Consider the following 23771-nt stretch of genomic DNA (forward strand, 5'->3'; position numbering starts at 1 on the left):
TCGAGGGTTGTGCGCAGCAGAGGCGCCATCTGTGTCAAGGCGTAATGAGCCAACGCTTTGCACGCAACCCTTACCTATTCGACCCATTGGCGAATTTTCATACGAACCTGCCCTTTCATGTGGCAGAACGGAGGAGAAGATGACCACCACCGGCGACGATAAACACATCGCCGCTCAGGAAATCCGCGCGGTGCACAATGCGGCCCAGAGATCGTGCTTCCAGTCACGCCCCGATGGCACGGACACGTCCACGGGATAATCGACGGCGCCGATCCGCACCATTGCCGGCGGTGTACAGCGCACGCTTGCTTCGTGCCGTTCCCTGTCGCGATAGAGAACGGCTCCTCCGTGGTCGGTTTCGGAGAGCGTGATGATGGCGTCGAAATCGAAAGCCGGGTCGCGGGAAGGTCTTCCTTCCGCGAGACTGAGGTTTACGTGCCTGCCGTCGCCGAACGAGGCGGTGTGAAACACGGCATGGCCGGAGGCGGAAGATACCGACGCCGGCAGCGCACACAGGACCACAGACACGAGAATTCGGCGCATTTCCGCCTCCCACGGTCAATGCAGCGGAATAATCCTAGCACATCCATGCGCGTGTCGCGATAACGCAGCTACGCCACCGTCAGGGGCGAGCCATCGCCAGGCGAGGCGCCGCCCCTTCGGCAGCGGCCGGTTGAGCCGGGCATCGAACCTTCGCCACAGGCGAACGAAACTTCGGACATGTTCGCCGAGCCAGTTGTAGACGCTCGCTTCCGGATAGGGGCTGGGTTCCTTCATCAGCGTGTTTCCAGTTGGCTATCGGCGAGAATGACGTCGGCCGCCTTCTCGGCGATCATGTAGACGGCCGTGGCGAGGAAGTAGCCAGGTATGCGGGGAAAGACGGAGGCATCGACGACGCGCAGGCCCTCGATGCCGTGCACCCTGAAACGGCTGTCGAGCACGCCCCCACCCTCGCGGGGACCGATGGCGCAGGTGCCGCAGGCATGATGCCCCCAGGCGTTTTCCGCGACATAACAGCGAAGCGCCTCGTCGCTCTCGTTCTGCCGGCCTGGCTCTTCTTCGCTTGCGATGAGATCGTCCATCGCATCGTTGACCTTCCTGACGAAGCGGATGGCATGGACGACGGCATCGAGGTCGAGGTCGTAATTGCCGGTTCCCTCGAAGAAGGAATGAAACATGACGGCCGGCAGGACAGCGGGATCGGCACTTCTCAGCCGCACCGTTCCGCCCTGGTTTTCGGTATAGGCCTTGAGGATCGCCCAGGTCATGTAGTCCGGCTTGCGGATACGCTCGGAATAACCGGGATAATAGCCGCGGAAATCGGCAAGCAACGAAAAGCAGTGCAGGTCCGGCTCGCTCAGCGTGTCGCGGGATTTCAGCGTCAGGGAAAACATGACGCCGTTGCTGGTATAATTACCGATGCGGAACCTGCGCCACCGCCGGTAATGGGCGTCGCGGGTCGTGTAGGTGACGCCCTTCAGCGCCGACCAGGGTTCGTTCACCCGGCTGACGACGCCGACTTCGTAGCGGTCCTGCAGGTTCCGCCCGACGCCTGGCAGCGCCTCGACGACGGTAATCTTGTGCTCACCGAGATGGCCGGGATCGCCGATGCCTGAGAGCATTAGAAGCTGGGGCGAGGCGAAGGCGCCGCCGGCCAGGATGATCTCGCGGCCGGCCCGAATGACCTCCTCGCGCCCCTCCCCGTCGATGCAGCGAACCGCCACCGCCCGCTTGCCGTCAAATTCGATCCGCGTAACCGTGGTGTTCAGGCGAAGCGTCAGGCGGTCGGGATGCCGCTTCATCACGTCGAGCAGCCGTTCGCGCGGCCCGTGCCTGACGTGGCGGCGTGTTGCGAGCGGGGTGACGCGCACGCCGCAGGCGCCGACGTTCCAGTTGCGGTTATCGTTCGGGTCGATCTCGGTTGTCTCCCAATCGGAGCCCCGCTTGCCGAAGGCATCGGCCGCAGCACCGACGCAGCGCAGGAGCGCCCGCCACAGCGGCCAGTCGCGCAAAGCGCGCAACGGCAGCGCCCGCTCCGTCGTCATCCACCCCCACCATCCGTGGCCGGTCGGATTGAGGCCCGTTGCGGCGGCAAGCCAGCGCCACAGGAAGAAGCGGTAACGGCAGCGCTCGATACGCTCGAAATAGCCCTGCATATGCGAGGCCTTCCAGCTTTCGTCGCCGGTGATCGCAAAGATGTGATTCCAGTCGCAATGATTGGGCCGGACGATGATCATCGCATGATGCGCGGTGCAGCCGCCGAGCCCGCGCACACGCGGATAAAGCACGCCGTCCTTTTGCCTGGAGTAGCGCCAGTCGCGCTCCTGCATCTCCTGATTTTCGTAGTGGCGCACCCAATGGTTCTCGGCCATGCCGGGATGTTCCGAGGCGAAGGCGTGAAAGGCGGGCACGCGACAGGCATCGGCAAGCGGCATGTCGGAGCTGTCGTCCGTCTTCGCCAGCGGATCGCCGCCGGCTTCGATGACGAGCACCGTCCGCCCCTCTTCGGCTAGCCGCGCGGCGACGACAGCGCCGCCTGCCCCGCTGCCGATGACGATATAATCGTGTGTCGGCGCGCCGGACATCGTCAGAACTGCTTCAAATAGGAAATCAGAGCATTCTTGTCCGATTGCGGCAGATCGGCGCCGAACGTGTGCCCGCCATTGACCACATAGTCGGGGCATTTGCTCAAGCCCACCAGACGGTCGATGAGCTTGGTGTCGCGCACCACCTTGTCGGCCTTGGCGAGCACGGCGGGATCGGCAAGCTCCTCCGGCGTGCATTGCCCGCCGAGTTCGGCAAAGGCTCCGATCAGCGCCGGACCGCTGGCGATCAGGCGCTTGTAATTGGCAAACTTGTCCTCCTCGTCATTGTCGGGCAGCAGCTCGGTATTGGTCAGCGCATTGACCGGAAAGCCGGCCGGGAACGGGCCGATGGTGATCGAGCCGTCCTTCTTGAAGGCCCAGCCGGCGAGCTTGTTCAGCACGCCGGTAAAGGGCCTGATCTTGTCGGGCACGAAGCCCGCCGGCACGATGAGGCAAGAGGGAGCGCTGGTGCGGTAGATATAGCCCGGCACCGGCGCCTTGGTCATTTTATCCATACGGCGGGTCTGTGGCGACAGCATCTGGCGGATCGACCGGTCGAAGACCGCAAGCCTGTTTTCGACGCAGGGCAGATAAGGATCGTTGGCGTTCGCCGCCGGGCAGGCGGTGCCGCGACCGGCGCCGTAGCTGCGGGCATAGTCCTGATTGTAGTAATCGGTGCCGTAATAGCTACCCTCGTGGCCGACGGAATTGTTGAGCAGAAAGGGCGCGGTCGACCAGAGGCTGATGAGCGATGGCGGCCTCAGATACCCGCGCCCGTTGCCGGCCGCCTGCAGCGGCGCTGCCGCCCCCGAAACCGGATGATTGACCATCACCTCATGCGGCGGCGGCAGCGACTTGTAGGTGGAAGAGGTGAAATTGTCCCAGATATCGCCCGACAGCCCGTTGGTGGCAATCGCGCTGCAGGCATTGGTGCGCACGACATCCATCGGCACGCGCCGTTCGGTCGAGAGGTAATTGCCGTCGAGGAAATCCTTTCCGTCCGCGTCCCTTTCGGTGACGAGCTTGACCATGCCGGCCTTGAAGGCATCTGACTGCGCCCAGGCCCAATAGCGGTCCCAGCATTCGCGATAATGCGGGCCGGAGCCGCCGCCTTCGCAGATGCCCTGATCGACGCCGAGATCCGGCGCCGGCACCGGCTGCTTGCTCGAATGGCAGGCGGCGCAGTTTTCGGCAAAGACGATCTTGCCGCGGTCGACCTCGGCGGGATTGCGCTGCTCAAGCACCTTTTTGCCAAAGGCCGTGTCCTTCAGGTGATCGGCGCGGGCGGCGACCAGGAAGAAGATTGCCATATCAGGCGTCATCGCTTCGGTCGCCTGCCAGTAGACCGAATTCTTCTGGGCGTCGGCGATGCGGATCGGCGAGATCTTCTGCCCGCCGAGGAAGGGGCGGAAATGCAGCAGCCATTCTTCGCTGAAGAGGCCGATATTGAGATAGACGCGATTGAGCGCGCCGAGCGTGCCGACGGAATCGGCGCCGTCCTTCAGGACACGCATCGAGGCGACCGTGCCGGTCGCCTTGTCATAAAGCGAACCGAAGGCCGCGGTCTGCGGGTAGTCCTGCGCCTGCTTGTTGTCCTTCTCGTCTCCCTTGATGATTTCCTTGCCGGTCTTCGCCCCGATGCGCAGTCGCTCCAGGACGTCGTAGACGGCATTCATCGTGCGGGGATTGTTCATGTAATCCGACGAGACGAGCGAGGTATCGAGGGAGCCCGGCGGGTTCGTATGGAACAGCTGGAAGAGAAAATTCCTCTCGTTCTCGGCCGGTTGCCCCGCCGCCGCGCGCGGTTTGGTGTTCCAGAAGAAAATGCGGTCGACCCAGAAATACTGGGCGCCGGGGTTGGAGGAGATTTCGGGGAATGCCGGGCTCTCGACATTCTCAGGCGGATTGATCGGATTGGGACCGACATGGCAGAAGGCGCAGGACATGCCGACGCGATAGGGACGCACGAGGTCCTTGTCGTTGTAATAGGAAGGATCGGTGTAGTAACGCACCGCATCCCAACGTTCGGCGGCCTTGCTGTCGAAATCGGGATTGGGAAAGAGGCGAAGGCCCATCACGCCCGTCGGCTCGCCGTAATAGGAGCCGACCGGGATCTTCTTCTCTTCACCCTTCACCTTGACCGTGGTGCCGCGCGAGCCGATCTGCACGCCGGGATAACGCGCATCCGCCTCGGCATTGCCGCCGAAACTGTCGGCCGGGCAATCCTTCTTGCGCTGATCGAGCCACAGTCCCCAATGATCGGGGTCGGCACTCTCAGGGGTGTCGAAGCAGGGCTCGTTGACGAGCCCGAGATAACGGAAGCGGTTGTCGCGGCCATAGGCCATCGTCGGATGAGAAGAGATGGTCTTCAGGAGATCGAAGGAACCGATCGTCGAGCGGGCGGCAAAATCCCAGAAACGGTCGTTGCCGCCGGTCCAGACGATCCAGGCATTCTGTCCGCGGATCGCCGCCTCGCGGACGGCCTCCGGATCGAGCCCGGTGGCCGTGGCGACCTCCTTGATCTCGGCGGGGTAGTCGGCGCCGGGCGCCGGCGGTAAAAGCAGGCCCTTGTCCATCGCCGCGAAATAAGGTTCGCCCGCCCCGGGAAACTGCTCGACCGTGCGCTGCGCCTTCTTCGCCTCATCCTCGACATGGCCGAACTGGCTCGCATCCGGCTCGATCAGCCACCAGACGATGAGCGCAACCGCAGCAATGGCGATGACGGCGAGGGCGACGACGGCCGCTGCCGTCCAACCGAGAAACCGTAGGATGCGCTGTCTGACGTTTGCCATCGACCCCTCCTGATGGTCAAAGTGTCTTCAGATAGGAAAGCAGCTGCTCCTTCGCCTCCGCAGGCAAATCCGTGCCCCAGAGATGACCGCCATTGCCGTTGCCCTGAAGGTTCGTATCGTAGAGCGCACCGTGCCGTTCCCCGGGCGTCCCTGCTGCACTCACGAAGCCGCCATTCTCGGCATCCACGAGATCGTAGCCGCGGTAGAACTGCTTCGGCCGCTCGGCGGGCGGAAGAAGCAGGGCGCGTAATGTCGGGACGCTGCCGTTATGCAGATAAGGACCGCGCAGCCACAGGCCGCCATGACCCGTGGCGACATACCCGTCGGTCTTCTGGAAATTGGCAAAACCCCAGGCATAGCCCGGCTCGTAGGCCGCGTAACGGTCGCGGGCAGCAGGCGTCCACATGTCCAGGCGATGGCGGTCCGTGCCGACCTCGACGATCGGGATCGGGGTCCGGTAGCGGGCGCCCTTGGGATCATGGCAGACGGCGCATTGCGCGATATAGATCGCACGGCCGGCGTCGACATCAGCCGCATCGACATGATAGGGATCGCCGGCAGGCCGCAGGGCAGAAAAGGGTGACGGCGGCGGACCCTGCAGGCGGATGAAATCCGTGATGCGGCGCAGCCCCTCTTCGGTTCCCCCGTAAGACTTATAGGTCATTCCGTCGCCGATCGCGCCGGAGACCACCGTCTCGTAGAGATCGGTCTGCAATCCGTCCCAATGGAGCGAGAAGCGGCGCGTATTGGTGGCGGCGAGATCGGCAAGCGACCACAGCGGCATCATGTCGGAATTGCCGATCGTGTGGTCGTCAGCCAGATGGAGGTTCTGGAATTTGACCGGGTTGAAGGGATCGATCCGGCCCGGACCCCAGTCCGGCCTGTCCTTCATCCAGGCGAAGCTTCGCCCCTGTTCCTGAAGGGCTGACCGGGTCGCGGGGATCAGAATGAAGCGGTAGAGCGCCTGCTCCCAGACCGGCATGTCGTAGATCCTGCCGATCTCCGCCATCACCCGATCGGCCGTGAAGCGCGGATCGGCGCCGACATCGATCAGGAAGCGGATATAGGCCTGCGGGTTGACCCTGTTCCCCGGCCCCGCCTCGACCAGCCGCGCCGGCTCGTCGGCGCGGAGGCGGTAGCTGCCCTGATGGCAGAAGGCGCAGTTCGGCGCGACGCGCTCTATGACGCCGAGCGTCCTGACCGACAGGCCGACCGGAACCTCGTCGCCGGCGCGCCAGTAGAGCCCGAAGGCGCCGTAACCGTCCGCATCGGCCGGCAGGCGGTCGGGAAAGAGCTGCGGCAGGACCCGCCAGATCCAGTAGGGAATTCCCTGCGCCTCTTCATTGCCGATAGAACCGTGATTGAAGACTTCTGCGAGATCATTGGTCTTCGGCTGGGCGACGGGCCGGAAGAGCAGGAAGAACAGCGCGAAGGCGCCGACGACGAGCAGGATCAGAATGGCGAAAAGCCATTTCCAGAAGGCGCGCCTCATGCCTGTCTCCCTTCGGCGATGTTCTGTTCGAGCTTCAGGATGCGCAGGAGACAGAAGAGCGTCGCGATGCCGATCGACCCGTCGAGGAAGACGCCGGCGAGATAGCCGATCGGCTGGCCGAAGACGAAGACGGCGAGAAAGAAGAAAACCGTGCCGAGCGTGCGGGAGGGGAAGACCGCAAGCCAGGCGAAAACGCGGTAGCGGTCGATATCGAGCGTCGCCGGAATGTAGAAGATCGACAGGATCCCGAGCAGCAGGCCGGCAAATCGCGGCCAGATCAGCTGGTTGACGGTGATGCCGAAGAGACCGAGGATCCATTCCGGACAGAAGATGAGCGGCAGGACGAAGGCGAAGTTCAGAAGGATGCCGATCCAGACGAGGACCGCATGCCGTGCCTTCCATTTGCTGAGCGAGCGCGACTGGGTCATAGCGTTTTCATATATTCGACGAGGGCGTCTTTTGCCGCGTCCGGCAGCTCGGTGCCGTAGCGATATCCTTCGTGGCCGGTATTGGCGTTGCCGGGCCGCGTCGTGTCGTAGCGAAAGAGATCGCCGCCGGCCGACTGGTCGGAGCGGTAGCCCACCTTGGCAAGGTCGAACTCGTCGCTGCCGCGCAACCAGACGGACGGCCGCCTGGCGCTCGGCTCAAGCAGGTCTCGCAGGGTGGGCACCGAGCCATTGTGCAGATAGGGCGAGCGCGCCCAGATACCGTCGAGCGGGTGATTGGCATAACCGTCCGTCTTGTGGAAACGGCTGAAGCGCCAGGGATAGCCGGCATAGAGCAGGTTCTGCTCGGCGGCAAAATTTTCCGTATAGGAGGTCCAGCGTCCGACATCGGTGCCGATCTCGGCGAGCGGAACCGTCTTGCCAAGGCGCGTGAAGCGCTGCCTGTCATAGCTGTAGCCGTTGACATCCTTGAAGCCGTGGCAATCGGCGCAATAATGCAGGAAGAGCGTCTTGCCCTCGGCCGCCTTCGCCTGATCGATCCTGTCGGCGGCGGGGAACGGCGGCGAGCGCAGATCCCACATCCAGTCTTCGATGCGCGCGATCGACGCCCGGTCGACCGTCACGGGCGTGACACCGGCGCCGAGTGCGGCACTCAGGTTTCGTTCGGCGACGGAATCGTTGTTGCCGTCCCAATGGAGGTTCATGCCTTCGCGCGGGCGCTGGCGCCAGATGGCGGGATAGTCGGAGGAGCCGTTCAGCGCTGCTCCGCTGATATGGGCCTCGTCCATCGGAAAGTTGAACTGCAGCGCCTTGTAGGGGTTGAACGTATCCACGCGCCCCGGCCCCCATTGCTCCTGGCGCTTGACGAAATCGAGTTGGGTGCCGAGGTCGAGAAAGGCGCTCTTGACCCGCGGGAAGACGACGTAGCGGTAGATCAGCCGCTCGAAGATATTGAGGTCGCCGCCGACCTTGGGACTGTCGATCGTCGCAATCAGCGCATCCGCGGTAAAGCCGGGATCGCGGCCGACATCGATGAAGAAACTGATGAATTCCTGCAGGCGCAGATTATTGGAAGGCGCGCCGGGAATGAGACGGCGAACCGGATCGCCGGGCAGACGATAGGTGCCGACATGACAGACGGAACAGTTGAGCCAGACCCGCTCGACGCCTGAGACCACGCGGCGCGACACCCCGATCGGAAGGTCGTCATCCGGCTTTTCGTAGAGGAAGCCGAAACGGCCCAAGCCTTCCGGCCCGAGCTTGTCGGCATACATGACCGGCAGGGCCTTGAAGACCCAATAGGGCGGTCCCGTCGCCGTCTCGCTGCCGATCGAACCATGCATGAAATGGTCCTTCGGACTGACGAAGGCGACAACATATTGGTTGACGAACACCAGATAGTAGACGAGCCCGAGCAAGATTAGCACGACGATCGCCAGCCACCAGCGCCGGTGGCGGGCAACGGCAATCTCGACGGGCGTCTTGCGGTCGTTGTCGCTGCTCATGGGTCCACTCCGAATGCGCGGGCGATGGCGCGGTTCACTGGAAGGTCGGCGGCTCGTAAACGGACATGACCTGCTTGATCATCCTGTCATAACGCTCCTCGAAACTGTCGCCGTCGAAGCGGCTGAAGTCATAGCAGCCGAGCGGGTTTTCGAGGTCGTTGAGAAGACACTTGTTGCAATAGGTGCATTCCTTTTCCGGGCCGTTCTGTCTGGTCAGGATGTCCGGCAGGTCATTGTTGGCAACCAATGGACGCGCCATCGTTACACCGTCGCAAGCCTTGGAGCGGATCGCGTCGGCGATCCTGTCGGCATGCTGGAATCCGCCCGTACAGAGAACCCTGATGTCGGGATCGATCTTGACGATCTCTTCGGAGACGGCGCGCGCATAGTCGAGGTTGATGCCCTCGATGACCTTGCCCCGGCGCCACCGCCACAGCGCCTGGAAGGCGCGCCCCAGGATCGGATTGGAAAAGATCGCATAGTTCATCGGCGCCCGCGTGCCCTGCGAGAGCATGCCGTCATACCAACGTCGCAGGTCGTTCAGCGGCAGGTCGCCGGCCGGATTACGCGGATGGGGAAAGGTCGAACCGCTCGATATATGGAAGGAATCGACGCCCTTGCCGCCGTCGAGCAACATCGTACAGATCTTCACCGTCTCGTCGAGCGTGTTGCCCTTGCCGATCCAGGGATAGAGCCAGTCATTGTGGTCGACGCCGTTGATCTTCATCTGCAGGTGAAAATCCTGGCCGACCTCGCGGCGGATCGCCCTGACGATCTCAAGCACGAAACGTGCCCTGCCCTCCCAGCCGCCGCCATATTCATCCGTCCGGTCGTTGATGCCGGAGCTCAGGAACTGAGTCAGCAGATAGCCGTTGGCGCCGTGAAGCTCGACACCGTCGAGCCCCGCCTGCCGGGCGCGCCGCGCCCCTTGTGCGAACTGTTCCACCACTTCGGCGATTTCGGGTTTCGTCATCGCCTGGGCGAGCAACCCATGGAAATAGTCGCTCTTGTTGGTCGAACTCAAGCCCTTGTTGAACAGGTTCTCGACGCCGCCCATGTCCTGCTGGCGGCCGGAATGGCTGAGCTGCATGATGAACCGACAGTCATAAGCATGAACACGATTGCCGACTTCGCGCCAGAACGGGATCTTGTCGTCATTGTCGATCATCGCGTAGCGCACGAGGATGCGGCCGCGCACCGAGACCGGCGTAAAAGAGGAGATGATGCAGCCGATGCCGCCGCGCGCGAATTTCTCCTCCCAGTTCAGTCGAGCATGGCCGCCATGGCCGTTATAGTCGTCGAACTGGCCGGAAATATTCGACCGAAACAGACGGTTCTTGACGCGCAGGGAACGGAACGTCAGTTCGTTGAAAATAACCGCTGCGTTATCGGCATGTGTATACTGACTGTCTGGATGCATGCGGGGCTTATCCAAAGTAACGTGCCGCGGCAACGAGAGAAAAGGAAAAGAAACCGAAATGCACTGCTGACTGTATAACTTTCAGGTGTGAGCGACGGTAATTCAATCCTATGTAGTTTGCAAATGGATTTCGGACAGCGACGAAATTTGAATACTTGCGATTGCAAATTTCCCGTATTGCTGAACATTTCGGCTTGAAGGGAACCAATGCGCTGCCGCCGGCAAGTCCTTTACCCGCTGTCGACAAGGCGCCCCAAGCGCGTGGCAACCGGAGATCACCGGGATCTGTGCAAAGCGTTTCGGTTACGAGAGCGTGGCGAGATTATGCGTACTGATAAATTAAAATATTGAAATCACTTGTAATTTTGTCGTCACCCGTCTGTCGGGAGGCCGCCCTTTTGGCCGGAATGGCTGGCAGCGTGGCGTCAATGGCAGAGAGGCGCGCCGAGCCGCACGCCGGAGCACAAAAGCCTTGTCATTGCCAAATGGCGCCTTCCATGGCATCGCAACCGGCTGACTTTTGCACGTAGACCATGCGGTCCTTTGCCGGCTCTTGGCGTATCAATGCAGGACAAGGCCGCGCTGGTCTGTGATCTGGCGGGGCGTCGCGTAAGCCCATGATGCTTGCCGTTTGCGGCATTTGATTAATACTAATGCACCGATTCCTGTGATTTGTACTGTTAATTCTCTTTAAAATTGCATTGTATTCGCGCGCCACTCTGTTAAGACTTCAAGGGGATTTCGACTTGGTCGCGGGTTGAGAAGGATGTGGGGTTGGAGTCATCTCAAGATGCCAATGCGACCCGGTCCAGCGGTCGACTGTCTGGTCGTGCTGTGGGAGGCGTCGGCACCGGCGGGAACGAAGCCAAAGATGGAGAAGGATGTCAGATGAGGCTGATTGCATCTTTCCTGATCGTCATGGCCGCAAGCGTCGGCCATGCTGCGGCAGAAGATCTTGAGATCGGCGGGCAGAAACTGGCCGTGACCGGGTTCGGCATCTCCAAGAGCACCAGCGGACGGCTCGTCAACGTGCTGGCCGACGACCCGCTTGCACAGGCCCAGAAGACGATCAAGGGCGTCTATATTCCGGCCGGAACCCGGCTGGCCTTTCTCGATCGTTCCTATCGCGACAAAGGCCGCATGTGGAACCTCGTTTCAACCGAGGACGGCATTCTGGCCTATGTCCGGGCCGGCGTGAATGGACGCGGCGCCCAGTACTGGACCCAAGACCAGATCGGCAACTTCTTCGCCGCAGGGGCGGACCAGATTGCCGTCGTCCAGGCGCCACAGACGATCAAGACGGACAAATACGGGGCCATTTCGCTGACCGCCTCGGAAATCTACCGTGTCGATCCGGAGGCGCCCCAGGACAATGGACAGGTGCCCCTCGTTCTCGATCGGTCGAAACTCGGGGATGCTTGGAGCGCCAACGAGACGATCTTCGTTCCCGAGCAGATGGTTGCCCTGCTCTCTGCGGAGACCTTCAGGAATGCCGGCGACTTGGAGCAGCCGTTCACCGAGTACGACCCGGCTCGCGAGGTTCTTTCGGCGGTCGATACTGCGCTGCAGGCGAAGACCTTGCCCGATGCAGCCGCCCTGCGCCGGCGGGTTCAGGACTTTCTGACCAGCCGTTTCATTACGAGCAAGAGCTGCGAGAGCGAGATCAGCTTCAGCCTGGATGCGGGGGCCGAGGCCGCGCTGGGCTTGAGCGGGTTGTTGTCTCCGGTCGAGGCGAAGCTCAAATTGACGGGGTCGATCGCAGGTGCAACCAAATACGCCAAGGGCGAGGAATTCGATATCGTCCGCGTGCGCCAGGCCGACAATCCCTATATCTACGAGATCAAGACGTCGTCCAACCGGCCCGACTGCGCAAGCGCCCCAAAATCCCGCATCACCGTCGCCGGCACCGATGGAGTCCGCGGCGAGATCAATGAAGCCAATCTGGAGGAGGCAGGCTTCGGAGAAAAGACACAGGGCTCGCCCGTCTATACGTGCCGTGCCGAATTCTTCGCGCTCAGGGACATTCTTGCAAACAAGGCCTTCCTGCCACAAACGATTTCGACCTTCGTCGTGGCCAACCTCGCGGAATTTCGCGGGGCAAGCGACCCCAGCACCTGCGCAGCGAACAAATAAGCTTCCGGATCCCGCATATCCGAGCATTGTGACAGAATCGTCTTCTCGCGCGGGGATACTAAGCCCCTGCGCCGTCTTCCCTTTCTCCATACAACCCGCGTGACCTCGGACCTTAGTCCGTTCCGGACAGGCATGTTTCCGTGCATGATCCAGAGTTGGGTCGCAACTTGGGGAGGAATACTGTGATCTACGAAAGGCGGAATGTTACCGATAGCTCGACAGAACGGACGCGCTTCGAGAAAGAAGCGGCAGAAGCCCTCAACAGGCATTACCGGCGCCCGATCGCTATCTGGTTTTCCTGGCAGCCGGGTCAGAAGCCCAATACCATCGATCTGCGGGCCACGCCCCAGGTTCTATCTCAAGATGAGAGCCAAGGACCGATCAACTGACATCACTGATCTTCGCTTTTTGAAGTGTGCGCCTATCTCGCCGGCTGCCCGCTCGGTCACAGGCGCCGGGACGATTCGACAATGAAGCGAGCGCCTGAAGGGGCTCAGAATATCCGAAGCGGAAAGAGTGGAAGCCGGCGCAAAAACCGGGCTTGATCACGCGGCGGTATTGGCCTCGGCAGCGCTCAGCGCCAGATCCGTCACCTCGCCGGTCGAGGCATAGCCGGAGACGAGCTCGGCAAGCATCAGGCGGGCAGCCGGTATGTCGTTGCGGTCGAGTGCCGCATCGAGAACCTTCAGCCGCTTGGAAAGCTCCGGCCAGAAGAGGAAATCCTCGCGCGCCTTCATGATGCGCGGATGCTGCGTCGTCTCGGGATTGTCGCCGATCAGCAATTCCTCGTAGAGCTTTTCGCCAGGCCTGAGACCCGTGACGGAAAGCTCGATATCGCCTTCGGGATTGTCGTCGCTGCGCAGCGTCAGGCCGGAGAGATCGATCATCCGGCGCGCCAGATCGGCAATGCGCACCGGTTCGCCCATGTCGAGCAGGAAGACATCCCCGCCATCGGCCATGGCGCCGGCCTGGATGACGAGCTGCGAGGCCTCGGAGATCGTCATGAAGTAGCGGGTGATGTCTGGATGCGTCAGCGTCACTGGGCCACCATCCCTGATCTGCTGGCGAAACAGCGGCACGACGGAACCGGAGGATCCGAGCACATTGCCGAAGCGGACCATCGAGAAATTGGTGTGCGTGCGGCCGGCTGCACGCTCGGATGCCAGCGCCTGCAGCACCATTTCGGCAAGCCGCTTGCTGGCGCCCATGATATTGGTCGGGCGCACGGCCTTGTCGGTGCTGATCAGCACGAAATTCGACACGCCGTATTTTTCGGCCGCCTGGGCTGTTATCAGCGTGCCCATGACATTGTTCTTGATGCCTTCGACGGCATTTTGCTCGACGAGCGGCACGTGCTTGTAGGCGGCGGCATGATAGAGCGCCTGCGGCCGCCAGCTCATGATGATATGCTCCATGCGGTCGCGGTCGCGAACCGAACAGAGGATCGGCACGATCTGTACCGTCTGCTGCTCGTAAAGTTCCGAAAGCTTCTGCAGCTCGCCATGGATCGCGTAAAGCGCGTATTCGTTCTGCTCGACGAGGATGAGATGTGTCGGGCCGCTGCGCAGGATCTGGCGGCAGAGCTCGCTGCCGATCGAGCCGCCGGCACCCGTCACCATCACCACCTTGCCCAGCGTCGCCTTATCGAGCAGCTCCTGGCGCGGCGCCACAGCCTCTCGACCGAGAAGGTCTTCGATTTCGAGTTCACGAATATCGGAAACGGCGATGCGGCCCTGGGCGAGCGCCGTCATATCCGGCAGCGTGCGGACATTCACCCTGGACTTGCGGATCTGCTCGAGGATCTCGTTGCGGCGCTGGCGCGATGCCGAGGGCAGAGCCAGAAGCACGTTGCGGACATCAAGCGTCTGGACGAGTTCGGTCAGGTCGGACGGGTCATAGATCGGCAGGCCGGCCATTATGCCGCCCTTGAGCTTCGGGTCGTCATCGAGATAACCGACGACGTTGAGCTCGGCGCTGTTGGTCAGCGCGGCGGCAAGCTGCCGGCCGGAGCTGCCCGCGCCATAGATCAGCACCTTTGCCATCGCGCCTTTGTGCAGGATGCGCTGATAGGTATCGCCCAGCCAATAGCGGATGCCGAGGCGCGAAAGGCCGATCGCGATCAAGAGCAGGAAGGGCTGCAGGATACCGACCGTACGCGGGATGCCGGGAACGCTGAGCGCCGTGAAGATCGTCGCAAAGGCAACGCCATAGATCGCAATCGCCTTCAGCACTGCCAGAAAAGCGGCAATGCCGGCATAACGGAAGATCGCCCGGTACATGCCCATGACGATGAAGATCGGCAGCGCCAGACACAGCGACACGAGAACCGCGAGCCACTGCACGCCCGTCAGCACCGTCCACTCATTCAGGCGGAAACAATAGGCAAGCCAGATGGTGAGAACACAGAGGCTGGAATCGACGATCAGCGCGAGAATACGCTTGGCCGGGCGCGGCATCGCCAATAGCGGTCCAACCAGTGCCTGCATCGACATCCAGGACCGGCTGGTCTTTGATCCGTCGCTCGAGGGATCATCATGCATTTTTATAGTGTCCACCCATCATCCAGCCTGACTTCTTCTTGTCCTTTTCGATCTTAAGTGCAACCGAATAATCGGTAGTCGCTTACGCAATCTGTTTATAACCTTGGGTAGTAGCCTCAATGGGTTATGCCCTTGCTGCCCAATACCTTGCCGACAGTCATCGCCAGAATGCGCATATCCATGAAGAAGGAGCGGCGTTGTAGATAATCAACGTCGAACTTCACCTTTTCGGGAATCGGCAGCTCGTCGCGGCCGTTGACCTGCGCCCAACCCGTCAGCCCCGGCAGCAGCGTATCGACGCCTTCGGCGGTGCGCTGCGCGATCAGGTCGTCCTGGTTATAGAGCGCCGGACGCGGGCCGACGAAGCTCATCTCGCCCTTCAGGATACACCAGAGCTGCGGCAGTTCATCGAGACTCGACTTGCGCAGGAACCCGCCGATCGGCGTCAGGTAACGGGAGGGCTCATCGAGCAGATGCGTGGCAACCGTCGGCGTGTCGATCCGCATGCTGCGGAATTTCGGCATCCGGAAGATCCTGTTGCCGCGCCCTACCCGGTTCGACCAATAAAGCGCGGGTCCAGGTGACGTCAGGCGCACACAAAGCGCCACGATGCCGATCGGAATGATCAGGATCAGGGCTGCCACCAGAGCCAGGAAAAGATCCATTGCCCGCTTCACGTCCGTCCTCGCGTTTCCGGCCCCCGGCGGCCTGCCCTGCCCTATCGTCTCCTGCCAGTTCACGTCAACGACCCTTTCGGGGGCAAGGGCTCTTTATGCGTTGTTCTCAGCCATTTGCAGCAATTCCGCCACTTCTTCCGAAATGATACTTCCACCAAGCCATTGAGAATACTTGTCTTTCTTACCGTTACGGAAGTTAACAAAGCCATCGTTTCCGACACCTGTTCTTCATCCGAAAAATGACACGTCTTCCAATCGTTCCAATGACAGCACCAAAAAGCAAGTCTTACAGCCTTTTAGTGGCCACCAGCAGTCACGGTGACCAGCTCTCACCTTATTTGAAAGTGTTCAAGCCCTTCGAGCGACCGGACTGTTCTGCCGTACCAGAGCCATCAGCATCGGCCCGAGCGAGAATTCTCCTCGCGCTCCCTTGCGGGTCAGGTCACGCAGATAGCCGCCCGGTGAGTTGATATGGATTGCCCGTTCCAGCATGCAGGCGATGACGACAGCAGCATTTTCCCGGCCCAGACTTTCGCAAGCCGCCTGATAGGTCTCTGGGGTGATCCCAAGCATAGAACGCACGGTGATGGCAGCGGTCACGAGATCTCGCCATCCGCTGATCGATCCTCCCTGAGCATAATCGCTGATCTGCGGGCAGGCCTGCAGGATGAGGGCGAGAGGGAATATTTTCTGGGATGCCGCCGTCTGACTTGGCTCAGCCGTCATCGGCAGCGTTTCCACTTGCACCGTGTTATGAGATTCTAATTCAAGAGAGTTTGTATTTGAATTCTGTATATGCGGTTCATTTTGAACCACACTGGCGCTCGTTTTTTTGAAATTATCGAAGCTGGTCAACAGATTGACGATATCGGCGCGAAGGTCTTCGAGCTTCAGGCGCGCGTCATCCAGGTCGGAAGCCGCGGGATTGCGGGGCAGGCATGCGAGATGGCGGATATAGGCAGCCTCGATGTCGTCCCAGTCGCCGGGAACGCCTTCGTCGACTGCGACATCGATCAGCTTGCGGACGTCGCGACGGCAGATTGTCAGAAGCTCGCGCGAACGCCGAAGTGCCAGCCGATCAGCCTCGATCTTTTGAGCCATGGCAGCCAGCTCCTCGCTGCGGGCGAGAAGCGGCGCCAGACTGAAGCCATAGGCATCCTCCAGTTCACCGGAACTCTTTCGACGGGCAAAACGCTTGCCGTTGGCGCTGTCCTTGCGGATGATCAGGCCGACCTCTACCAGAGCCGCCAGATGCCGACGCAGCGTGGTGACTGCAATGCCGTGCGCCCGGAGCATGAGCTGCCGGTTGGACGGAAAGACGACCATGTTCGCGTCACCGGAGAGATGGCTCTCGGGATAGAAGGAGAGAAGGGCGTTCAGGACCGCAAGTGTGCGATCGGAAATGTCGAGCAGCGGGCGTGCTTCGCAGACATTGCGAAACACTTTCCACTTGTCGACGGATTGATCTGGTTTAACTGATTCGACCTGAAGCTGACCTTTCATCAAGGCGAGCGACATCGGCCGCCGCCCGAAAGGCGTCGTCACAAATCCCGTATCCATCATGGTTCACCTTATACAAAGGCAAATCATCAGCGCCCGCCAAAACGGCGTTCAAAAACCTTGACAGCGATTCCGGGAAGTGCGATTCTCTAGGTGCTAAACGAGAGAAGAGGGCTTCCGGATGTTTTGTTCGGGGGCCTTTTTCTTTGCCTATTGGCTCCTTTTCCTAACAGTCAAATCCTCGTCAGCGGCCTAACCCGCCAACAGTTATCGTTGTGACCTGACGGCGCCGAACTCCTCGAAGAGCTCATCCAGACGGGTCGTGAGATAATCGGCAAATTCAGGCACCATGCGCTCATCGAACGTGATGCGCGTCTTGGTTCCGGAGCGTTCGATCTGCGCTGCCTTCTGGCCCTGCCGCGTTTTCCAGGTCTCGCCCGTCGCCTTCTTCGCATCGCGAGCAGCCATTTTCGACAATACGCGCTGCAGGCGCTGATCGCTGTCGAGATCGGCAAAGGCATCGTCTTCGATGATCGCCTCCACCTTTTTCGGCGAGGAAGAGACCGCATCGACGAGAGCTAGCCACCGTGCGCGGCCCGCTTTCGGTGCGGGACCGATCGCCATGATCACCGTCTGTGGCACGCCACGGGCAACGGAGATGTAACGGCTGAGATCGGCCTTGTCGGTCGAGAGTGCTGCTATGATGACATCGCGGGCGTAACCCGCTTCTTCCAAGCGATGGGCAAACAACGCCTTCTCGATGAAGGAGAGATCCTGCCGGTCGAGATTTTCCTTGCCTTGGGCAATCACCAACTCGTTGTCGCTCAAGTTTTGAACGATCGCCTTGACCTTGAGCCCGAGCTTTGCCGCAGCACGCAGGCGACGTCGGCCGTAGGCGATCTGATACTGCCCTTCCTTTTCAGGGTCGGGACGGACTAGGATCGGCACCTTCTGGCCGTGCTCGGCAATGCTTGCCACCAGAGCGTCGAATTCGGCATCGCGCTCGACTGGGATACGATCGCTGATCAACGAATTGGAAATATCCGAGGGGGTGATCTCAAGAACGGAGAACCCGGATGAAATCTGGGCCTGCAGCCGGCCGGCGGCGCGCGCCGCCTCGGTCATTTCCTGCAGCGAGGCACCCATGGCGGAGACGGCTCCGGCGCGTACGCGGTCAGGGTTCTTCTCGACACCGACGGAAGGCGCCGGCATATCCGCCTTGCGCATGAAGATCGAATTGACAGTATCGCGTCTGCTCATCAATTCTCTCCTTTCCAATTGGATGCGGGCAAGCCGAAAGAGCGCAGTTGGGAGCTCCCAACATGCTCATGGGCTGCCGACCGATGGTCGGATTTCTGCCAGGTGCTCACGCGGCGACCTCCGTTGGGAGTTCCCAACAGGTCGGCCGGCCCGCTCAAACCAGATGAATCGGTGTTGATCGGCGAGAACGTCATGTGCGCCCCCATGCCTGCCGGATCAGCGTCTCGACCTCTCCGTTGACGGCATCGAGCGCTTCCATCGCCCGGTCATAGGTCGAGCGGGTCAGGTTCTCGCGGCCAATCTCGTAGAGCGTCTGCTTGGTAAGGCCGGCATCGGAGACCGCCGCCGATTTCACCATCGCGTTGATCATGACGTGATCGTCGAACAGATTGCGCAAGAGGGCCGCGACCTTCGTCTGTGGAGCATCCTGCGGCTCGTAGCGGGTGAGCAGATAACGAATGAAGTCGTAATTGAGCTCGCCGCCGGCTTCCCGCACGACGGAGAGAAGGTCATGCGTCATCAGCAGGAACTGGCTCATGGAGGCCACATCCAGCATTTGGGGATGCACGGTGACGATCATCGACGTTGCGGCGCAAAGGCCGCTCAGCGTCAGGTAGCCGAGCTGCGGCGGGCAATCGAGTACGACGACGTCGTAATGTTCGCCAACATCCTCGAGCGCCTTGGCGACGCGCATGAAGAACACGCCTTCGCCATCCCGGGAGCCGCGCATCAGCGCGCGCGGCGTCGTGTGCTCGAATTCCATGAGTTCGAGATTGCCGGGAATGAGATCCAGCCCATCGAAATAGGTTTTGCGCACAACCTCCGAGAGGGCGCGTCGCTCCTCGTCGTAACGGATCGCCGCATAAAGCGTCTCGTTCGAGCGGACATCGGTCTCCGGCATGACGCCGAGCATGGCTGACATGCTCGCCTGCGGATCGAGATCGAGGGCGAGCACGCGGTAGCCCTGCAGGGCAAGATATTGTGCAAGATGCACCGATGTCGTGGTCTTGCCCGACCCGCCCTTGAAATTGGTGACGGCGATGACCTGGAGATGTTCGTTCTCCCTGCGGTGCGGCAGGAAGTCATGCGCCTCGCGGCCACGGGCGGAGGCGGCGAGCAGGGCGCGCAATTCATTGAGCTGGCGCAGCGAATAAAGGCGTCGGCCGTTGCTGCTGACATCGGGCTGCGGGCCTTCCCCGGCAAGCGTCATCTTTCGCAAGGTCGAATCCGATACACCGATCAGCTTGGCCGCCTCGCCTGAGGTGAAGCGGCGCAAAGTCTTGCTTGCGGTCGGCGGAAACAGGGCTTCGCTGATCGCCTGCAGCTGCGAACTGATCGTCGACGCATGGGCGCCGATCGTCTCGTCGACGCTACGCTGAAGGGTCCGAGAAGTCCTTTGTGGCTTGCTCACGCTCTAATCTTTCATCACGGAAAAACGCCAGAAACGGCCTTTTATCCGTGACGATTACCGATCGGAGCGATTCTGGCAAGGTGCCCCGGTGAAACAAGACCTTAGCGAGCGGGGCGGTGATCAGCATATTACGACAGAAGGATTACAATTTCTCCTGATATCTCTGTATGTTAACAGAAATCCGCAGTGTTTGGCAAAGCTGTGTCACCCTCATATGATTTCTGGGATGAAACTGGCGACGCGACCGTTTTGATCCTACCAAAGTGGTCTGGCGCATCCCATTGGAAAGAATCAGCTATTACCGATTCCTAAACTTTGCCGGCGAAAGATCATGGCTTTGCGACGCGAAAGGACCCGGTCGCGGCGACTGCGTGGGCATTGACGACGGAGAATGACGCTTTCTCCCTGGGCAATTCAGCCGGGTGTGAGGGAGCAGAGACGAGTGAAATTCCTGCTCACATTATTTTCAGGACGCCGATCGTGCCAAAATCGAACACAGAGGTAACGGAATCAATCCGCTTTATTGATTCCGTATCGATCGAAGATGTGAGAAAAAACAGCGCATTAGCAACACGCTAAATGGGCTAGCCACGGCTCGCAAGAAGGCTCCTTATGAACCACTCGCTTACCACCCAATCATAAGAGATTTCAGGCCCTCTTGCAATGACAGGCGTTTGGCTATCCCCAGCGAGAGGGGGACAGCCAGCCTCTCAGAAGTACCCTATTCGCGGAATGTATAGCCGGCAATCGAGGCCGGTTTCATCTCGATCGAGAAGCCCGGCCGCGTCGGCGGCATATAGGCGGCGTCCTTGATGATGCAGGGATCGAGGAAGTGTTCGTGCAGGTGGTCGACATATTCGATGACGCGGCCGTCCTTGGTGCCCGATACCGCCACATAATCGATCATCGACAGGTGCTGCACATATTCGCAGAGCCCGACACCGCCGGCATGCGGCCAGACCGGCAGGCCGAATTTCGCGGCGACCAGCAAGACGGCCAGCACTTCATTCAGCCCGCCCATGCGGCAGGAGTCGATCTGCACGATATCGATCGCGCCTTCGGCGATGAACTGCTTGAACATGATGCGGTTCTGGCACATCTCGCCGGTCGCGACCTTCACCGGTGTTATACCCTGGCGGATCTTGCGGTGGCCGGCGACATCGTCAGGGCTCGTCGGTTCCTCGATGAAGAAGGGTTTGGCGAAGGAGAGCTGGTTGACCCAGTCGATCGCCTGGCCGACCTCCCAGACCTGGTTGGCGTCGATCATCAGGTAACGGTCCGGGCCGATCACCTCGCGGGCGATCCTCAGGCGGCGGATATCGTCCTCAAGATCACGGCCGACCTTCATCTTGATATGGTTGAAGCCGGCATCGATCGCCTCCTGACAGAGGCGGCGCAGCTTCTCGTCCTCGTAGCCGAGCCAGCCGGCCGAGGTCGTGTAGCAGGCATAACCTTCCTTCTCGAGCGTGGCGATGCGTGCGGCCTTGCCGGCTTCCGCCTTTTTCAGGATGGCGATTGCCTCGTCGCGCGTCAGCACGTCGGTGAGGTAGCGGTAATCGACGATATCGGCGATCTCCTCGGCCGGCATATCCGCAACGAGGCGCCAGACCGGCTTGCCGGCCTCCTTGGCGATGAGATCCCACACCGCATTGACGATGGCGCCGGTCGCAAGATGGATGGCGCCCTTTTCCGGCCCGATCCATCTAAGCTGGCTGTCGCTGGTCAGATGCCGCCAATATTTGCCGGGATGGGCTTTCACCTCGGAAAGTTCGGTGCCGACGACCAGATGGCGCATCGCTTCGATCGCCGCGCAGCAGATATCGTTGCCGCGGCCGATGGTGAAGGTCAGGCCATGGCCGGCGAGGCCTTCTCTGTCGGTTTCGAGGATCACATAGGCGGCGGAATAATCCGGGTCGGGGTTCATCGCATCGGAACCATCGAGGCTTTGCGAGGTCGGAAAGCGAAGGTCGTAGACGCTGATATCGGTGATGCGGGTCATGGTCTTCTTCCCGTTGAGTGGGCCGGCATTCTTGCCTTCGAACGAGCCGGTCGTGCGAAAAAGTCAGATCGTCCAGCCGCCGTCGATGGCGTAGGCCTGGCCGGACGTGTAGGTGGCGCCGGCGAGATAGACGGCGAGATCGGCGATCTCCTCGGGCGTGCCGAGGCGGCCCATCGGCTGGCGGGCGATGAAGGCGGCGCGCGCCGTGTCATAATCGCCCTGGGCGCGCATGCGGTCCTGCAGCGACGGGCTTTCCACCGTGCCGGGGCAGATGCAGTTGCAGCGCACGCCCTGCGTCACGTAATCGGCAGCGACCGACTTGGTAAGGCCGATCACGGCTGCCTTGGTCACACCATAGGCAAAGCGGTTCGGCACGCCTTTGATGCTGGATGCGACCGATGACATGTTGATGATCGCGCCATCCTTGCGCTCCAGCATGCCCGGCAGCACCGCGCGGATGGTGCGGATCATCGCCTTGACGTTGAGATCGAAGGCAAATTCCAGATCGGTATCCTTCATGTCGAGCACGGAGCCGTTATGGACGGTGCCGGCGCAGTTGAAGAGCACGTCGACGGCGCCGATCTCTGCCACCAGCGCCTTGACCGCCTCGTCTTCAAGCACGTTCAGCTTGTGAGTGGAAACCTTGCTCTCTTCGGCCAAGGTCGCCAGCGCGTCGGTATTGATGTCGGTGGCGTGCACCTTGGCGCCGGCAGCGGCGAAGGCGAGCGCGGTCGCACGGCCGATGCCCTGACCGGCAGCGGTGATGAGAACGGTCTTGCCGGAAAGATTGCTTATCATGTCATGGCCTCTTCGGGATTGCGCGCGCGGGCGACGGTGCTGAAAATACTGGAAAAGGATCGGTCAGGATAAAGGCCGTGCTCGACCATCTGCCTCATCGGCAAAGGCGGTTTTATGCAGGCGATCACGATATCCATGCACTGCATGGCTTTCCTCCCTCTCCCGTCATCTTATTTTGATCTCGCCTTGGCGAGCTTTCCGGGAATTTCGGTCGTCCGGCGTGCGAACCATGCCGAGCGATGTCTTCAGACTTGATTTGTCTGTTTATAGACAAACAGACGATAGCTTCACGGTCAAGCGCGAACTTTTTCTTTTCCGCCCGCCTGTCTGCGTATATGCAGAATGATATTCACAGGAGGGAAGAATGGAGACCGAAGAGTCAGATCGCTATCGCGCTCCGGCGCTCGACAAGGGTCTCGATATTCTCGAACTTCTGGCTGGCGTCGATAGCGGCCTGACGCAGGCGGAAATCGCCAAGCGGCTGGAGCGCAGCCCGAACGAATTCTACCGCATGCTCGACCGTCTCGTGAAGCGCGGTTACGTGACGCGGCTCGATGGCGACCGTTATTCGCTCACCCTGAAGCTCTTCGGCCTGGCACAGCTGCATGCGCCGGTGCGCCGGCTCGCCTCCTATGCGACGCCGCTGATGCGCGATCTCGCCCAGCGCTCCCGCCAGGCAAACCATCTGGCGGTCTTCGACCGGGGTTCTGCCGTCGTCATCGCCCAGCAGGAGGCGCCGGACTATTGGGGCCTGTCGATCCGCGTCGGTTCCCATATCAGCCTGTTCGATACCGGCTCCGGCCATGTGCTGCTCGCCTTCCGCAGCGACGAGGAGCGCGAGATGATGATCTCGGAGCATGTGCGCAGCCGCGAGGAGGTCGATCTCGGCCCGGAATTTCACGAGCGGCTGAACCAGATCCGTGAGCGTGGCTATGAGATGATGGCAAGCGTCCAGACGGCCGGTGTCTATAATCTCTCGGCGCCGGTCCTGGGGCCGGACGGACGCGGCATTGCGGCGCTGACCTGCCCCTACATCGCTCTCGTCAATGCGCCGGCGGCACCCGATATCACCCAGGCGATCGGCATGGTGCAGAAGACGGCGGCCGAGCTTTCCGCGCTTGCCGGCGCTACGATCGCCGTGCCGGGTTAAGATCAACAGAATTTCTATTTGAACAATTCATTCACCAGAGATAGGTTGCTGCCAACCACTCTT

General features: G+C 61.0%; 19 protein-coding genes. 3 read left to right on the plus strand and 16 right to left on the minus strand.

What is annotated here, in order from left to right:
- Nucleotides 1-174 precede the first annotated feature (174 nt).
- Genes FHT82_RS04140 through FHT82_RS04175 form a run of 8 tightly spaced genes read right to left on the minus strand, consistent with a single transcriptional unit; the run spans nucleotide 175 to nucleotide 10240 of the window.
- On the minus strand, nucleotides 175-543 hold the full coding sequence (locus tag FHT82_RS04140; protein WP_183726551.1) for a hypothetical protein: 369 nt from the start codon (nucleotides 541-543) through the stop codon (nucleotides 175-177).
- A 15-nt stretch (nucleotides 544-558) separates the two neighbouring features.
- A complete protein-coding gene (locus tag FHT82_RS04145; protein WP_183727345.1) occupies nucleotides 559-777 on the minus strand; it encodes a hypothetical protein in 219 nt (72 codons plus the stop codon).
- On the minus strand, nucleotides 777-2585 hold the full coding sequence (locus tag FHT82_RS04150; RefSeq protein WP_183726553.1) for a GMC family oxidoreductase: 1809 nt from the start codon (nucleotides 2583-2585) through the stop codon (nucleotides 777-779). The genes FHT82_RS04145 and FHT82_RS04150 overlap by 1 nt, the downstream gene beginning before the upstream one ends.
- Before the next feature lie 2 nt (nucleotides 2586-2587).
- On the minus strand, nucleotides 2588-5377 hold the full coding sequence (locus FHT82_RS04155; RefSeq protein ID WP_183726555.1) for a hypothetical protein: 2790 nt from the start codon (nucleotides 5375-5377) through the stop codon (nucleotides 2588-2590).
- Between the two features lie 16 nt (nucleotides 5378-5393).
- Nucleotides 5394-6869, minus strand: a complete 1476-nt coding sequence (locus tag FHT82_RS04160) for a cytochrome c (protein ID WP_183726557.1) — start codon at nucleotides 6867-6869, stop codon at nucleotides 5394-5396.
- Nucleotides 6866-7297 carry a hypothetical protein gene (locus tag FHT82_RS04165; RefSeq protein ID WP_183726559.1) on the minus strand — a complete coding sequence of 144 codons (432 nt, stop codon included), beginning with the start codon at nucleotides 7295-7297 and terminating at the stop codon, nucleotides 6866-6868. The genes FHT82_RS04160 and FHT82_RS04165 overlap by 4 nt, the downstream gene beginning before the upstream one ends.
- On the minus strand, nucleotides 7294-8820 hold the full coding sequence (locus tag FHT82_RS04170) for a cytochrome c (protein ID WP_183726561.1): 1527 nt from the start codon (nucleotides 8818-8820) through the stop codon (nucleotides 7294-7296). Before FHT82_RS04170 ends, FHT82_RS04165 begins: the two co-directional genes overlap by 4 nt.
- Before the next feature lie 34 nt (nucleotides 8821-8854).
- Nucleotides 8855-10240: an NADH:flavin oxidoreductase gene (locus FHT82_RS04175; protein ID WP_183726563.1), complete on the minus strand. Its 1386-nt coding sequence runs from the start codon at nucleotides 10238-10240 to the stop codon at nucleotides 8855-8857.
- 888 nt (nucleotides 10241-11128) lie between these two features.
- On the opposite strand from FHT82_RS04175, the gene FHT82_RS04180 reads away from it, so the two are divergent.
- Both FHT82_RS04180 and FHT82_RS04185 read left to right on the plus strand, forming a co-directional pair.
- Nucleotides 11129-12373 (plus strand): hypothetical protein, encoded by a 1245-nt coding sequence (locus tag FHT82_RS04180; protein ID WP_183726565.1) that lies wholly within the window; start codon nucleotides 11129-11131, stop codon nucleotides 12371-12373.
- A 182-nt stretch (nucleotides 12374-12555) separates the two neighbouring features.
- Complete coding sequence (locus FHT82_RS04185; protein WP_183726566.1) at nucleotides 12556-12762, plus strand: hypothetical protein; 207 nt, start codon at nucleotides 12556-12558, stop codon at nucleotides 12760-12762.
- Nucleotides 12763-12918: 156 nt separating this feature from the next.
- On the opposite strand, the gene FHT82_RS04190 is transcribed toward FHT82_RS04185, so the two are convergent.
- The 8 genes from FHT82_RS04190 to FHT82_RS04225 all read right to left on the minus strand — a co-directional run bounded on the left by FHT82_RS04190 (nucleotide 12919) and on the right by FHT82_RS04225 (nucleotide 22695).
- Nucleotides 12919-14913, minus strand: coding sequence for a nucleoside-diphosphate sugar epimerase/dehydratase (locus FHT82_RS04190; RefSeq protein ID WP_246698047.1), 1995 nt, complete (start codon nucleotides 14911-14913; stop codon nucleotides 12919-12921).
- Nucleotides 14914-15029: 116 nt separating this feature from the next.
- Nucleotides 15030-15578 carry a sugar transferase gene (locus FHT82_RS04195; protein WP_183726568.1) on the minus strand — a complete coding sequence of 183 codons (549 nt, stop codon included), beginning with the start codon at nucleotides 15576-15578 and terminating at the stop codon, nucleotides 15030-15032.
- A 360-nt stretch (nucleotides 15579-15938) separates the two neighbouring features.
- On the minus strand, nucleotides 15939-17150 hold the full coding sequence (gene repC, locus FHT82_RS04200) for a plasmid replication protein RepC (RefSeq protein WP_183727294.1): 1212 nt from the start codon (nucleotides 17148-17150) through the stop codon (nucleotides 15939-15941).
- A 207-nt stretch (nucleotides 17151-17357) separates the two neighbouring features.
- Nucleotides 17358-18350 (minus strand): plasmid partitioning protein RepB, encoded by a 993-nt coding sequence (repB, locus tag FHT82_RS04205; protein ID WP_183726570.1) that lies wholly within the window; start codon nucleotides 18348-18350, stop codon nucleotides 17358-17360.
- A gap of 190 nt (nucleotides 18351-18540) precedes the next feature.
- Nucleotides 18541-19761 (minus strand): plasmid partitioning protein RepA, encoded by a 1221-nt coding sequence (gene repA / locus FHT82_RS04210; protein ID WP_183726572.1) that lies wholly within the window; start codon nucleotides 19759-19761, stop codon nucleotides 18541-18543.
- 721 nt (nucleotides 19762-20482) lie between these two features.
- Nucleotides 20483-21760 carry an L-fuconate dehydratase gene (locus FHT82_RS04215; RefSeq protein WP_183726574.1) on the minus strand — a complete coding sequence of 426 codons (1278 nt, stop codon included), beginning with the start codon at nucleotides 21758-21760 and terminating at the stop codon, nucleotides 20483-20485.
- 63 nt (nucleotides 21761-21823) lie between these two features.
- On the minus strand, nucleotides 21824-22558 hold the full coding sequence (locus tag FHT82_RS04220; RefSeq protein WP_183726576.1) for an SDR family oxidoreductase: 735 nt from the start codon (nucleotides 22556-22558) through the stop codon (nucleotides 21824-21826).
- Nucleotides 22555-22695, minus strand: coding sequence for a hypothetical protein (locus tag FHT82_RS04225; protein ID WP_183726578.1), 141 nt, complete (start codon nucleotides 22693-22695; stop codon nucleotides 22555-22557). Before FHT82_RS04225 ends, FHT82_RS04220 begins: the two co-directional genes overlap by 4 nt.
- Nucleotides 22696-22922: 227 nt before the next feature.
- On the opposite strand from FHT82_RS04225, the gene FHT82_RS04230 reads away from it, so the two are divergent.
- Nucleotides 22923-23708 carry an IclR family transcriptional regulator gene (locus FHT82_RS04230; protein ID WP_183726580.1) on the plus strand — a complete coding sequence of 262 codons (786 nt, stop codon included), beginning with the start codon at nucleotides 22923-22925 and terminating at the stop codon, nucleotides 23706-23708.
- The last annotated feature ends 63 nt before the right edge of the window (nucleotides 23709-23771 follow it).

It is taken from the genome of Rhizobium sp. BK275, from assembly GCF_014193555.1.
Classification (GTDB): domain Bacteria; phylum Pseudomonadota; class Alphaproteobacteria; order Rhizobiales; family Rhizobiaceae; genus Rhizobium.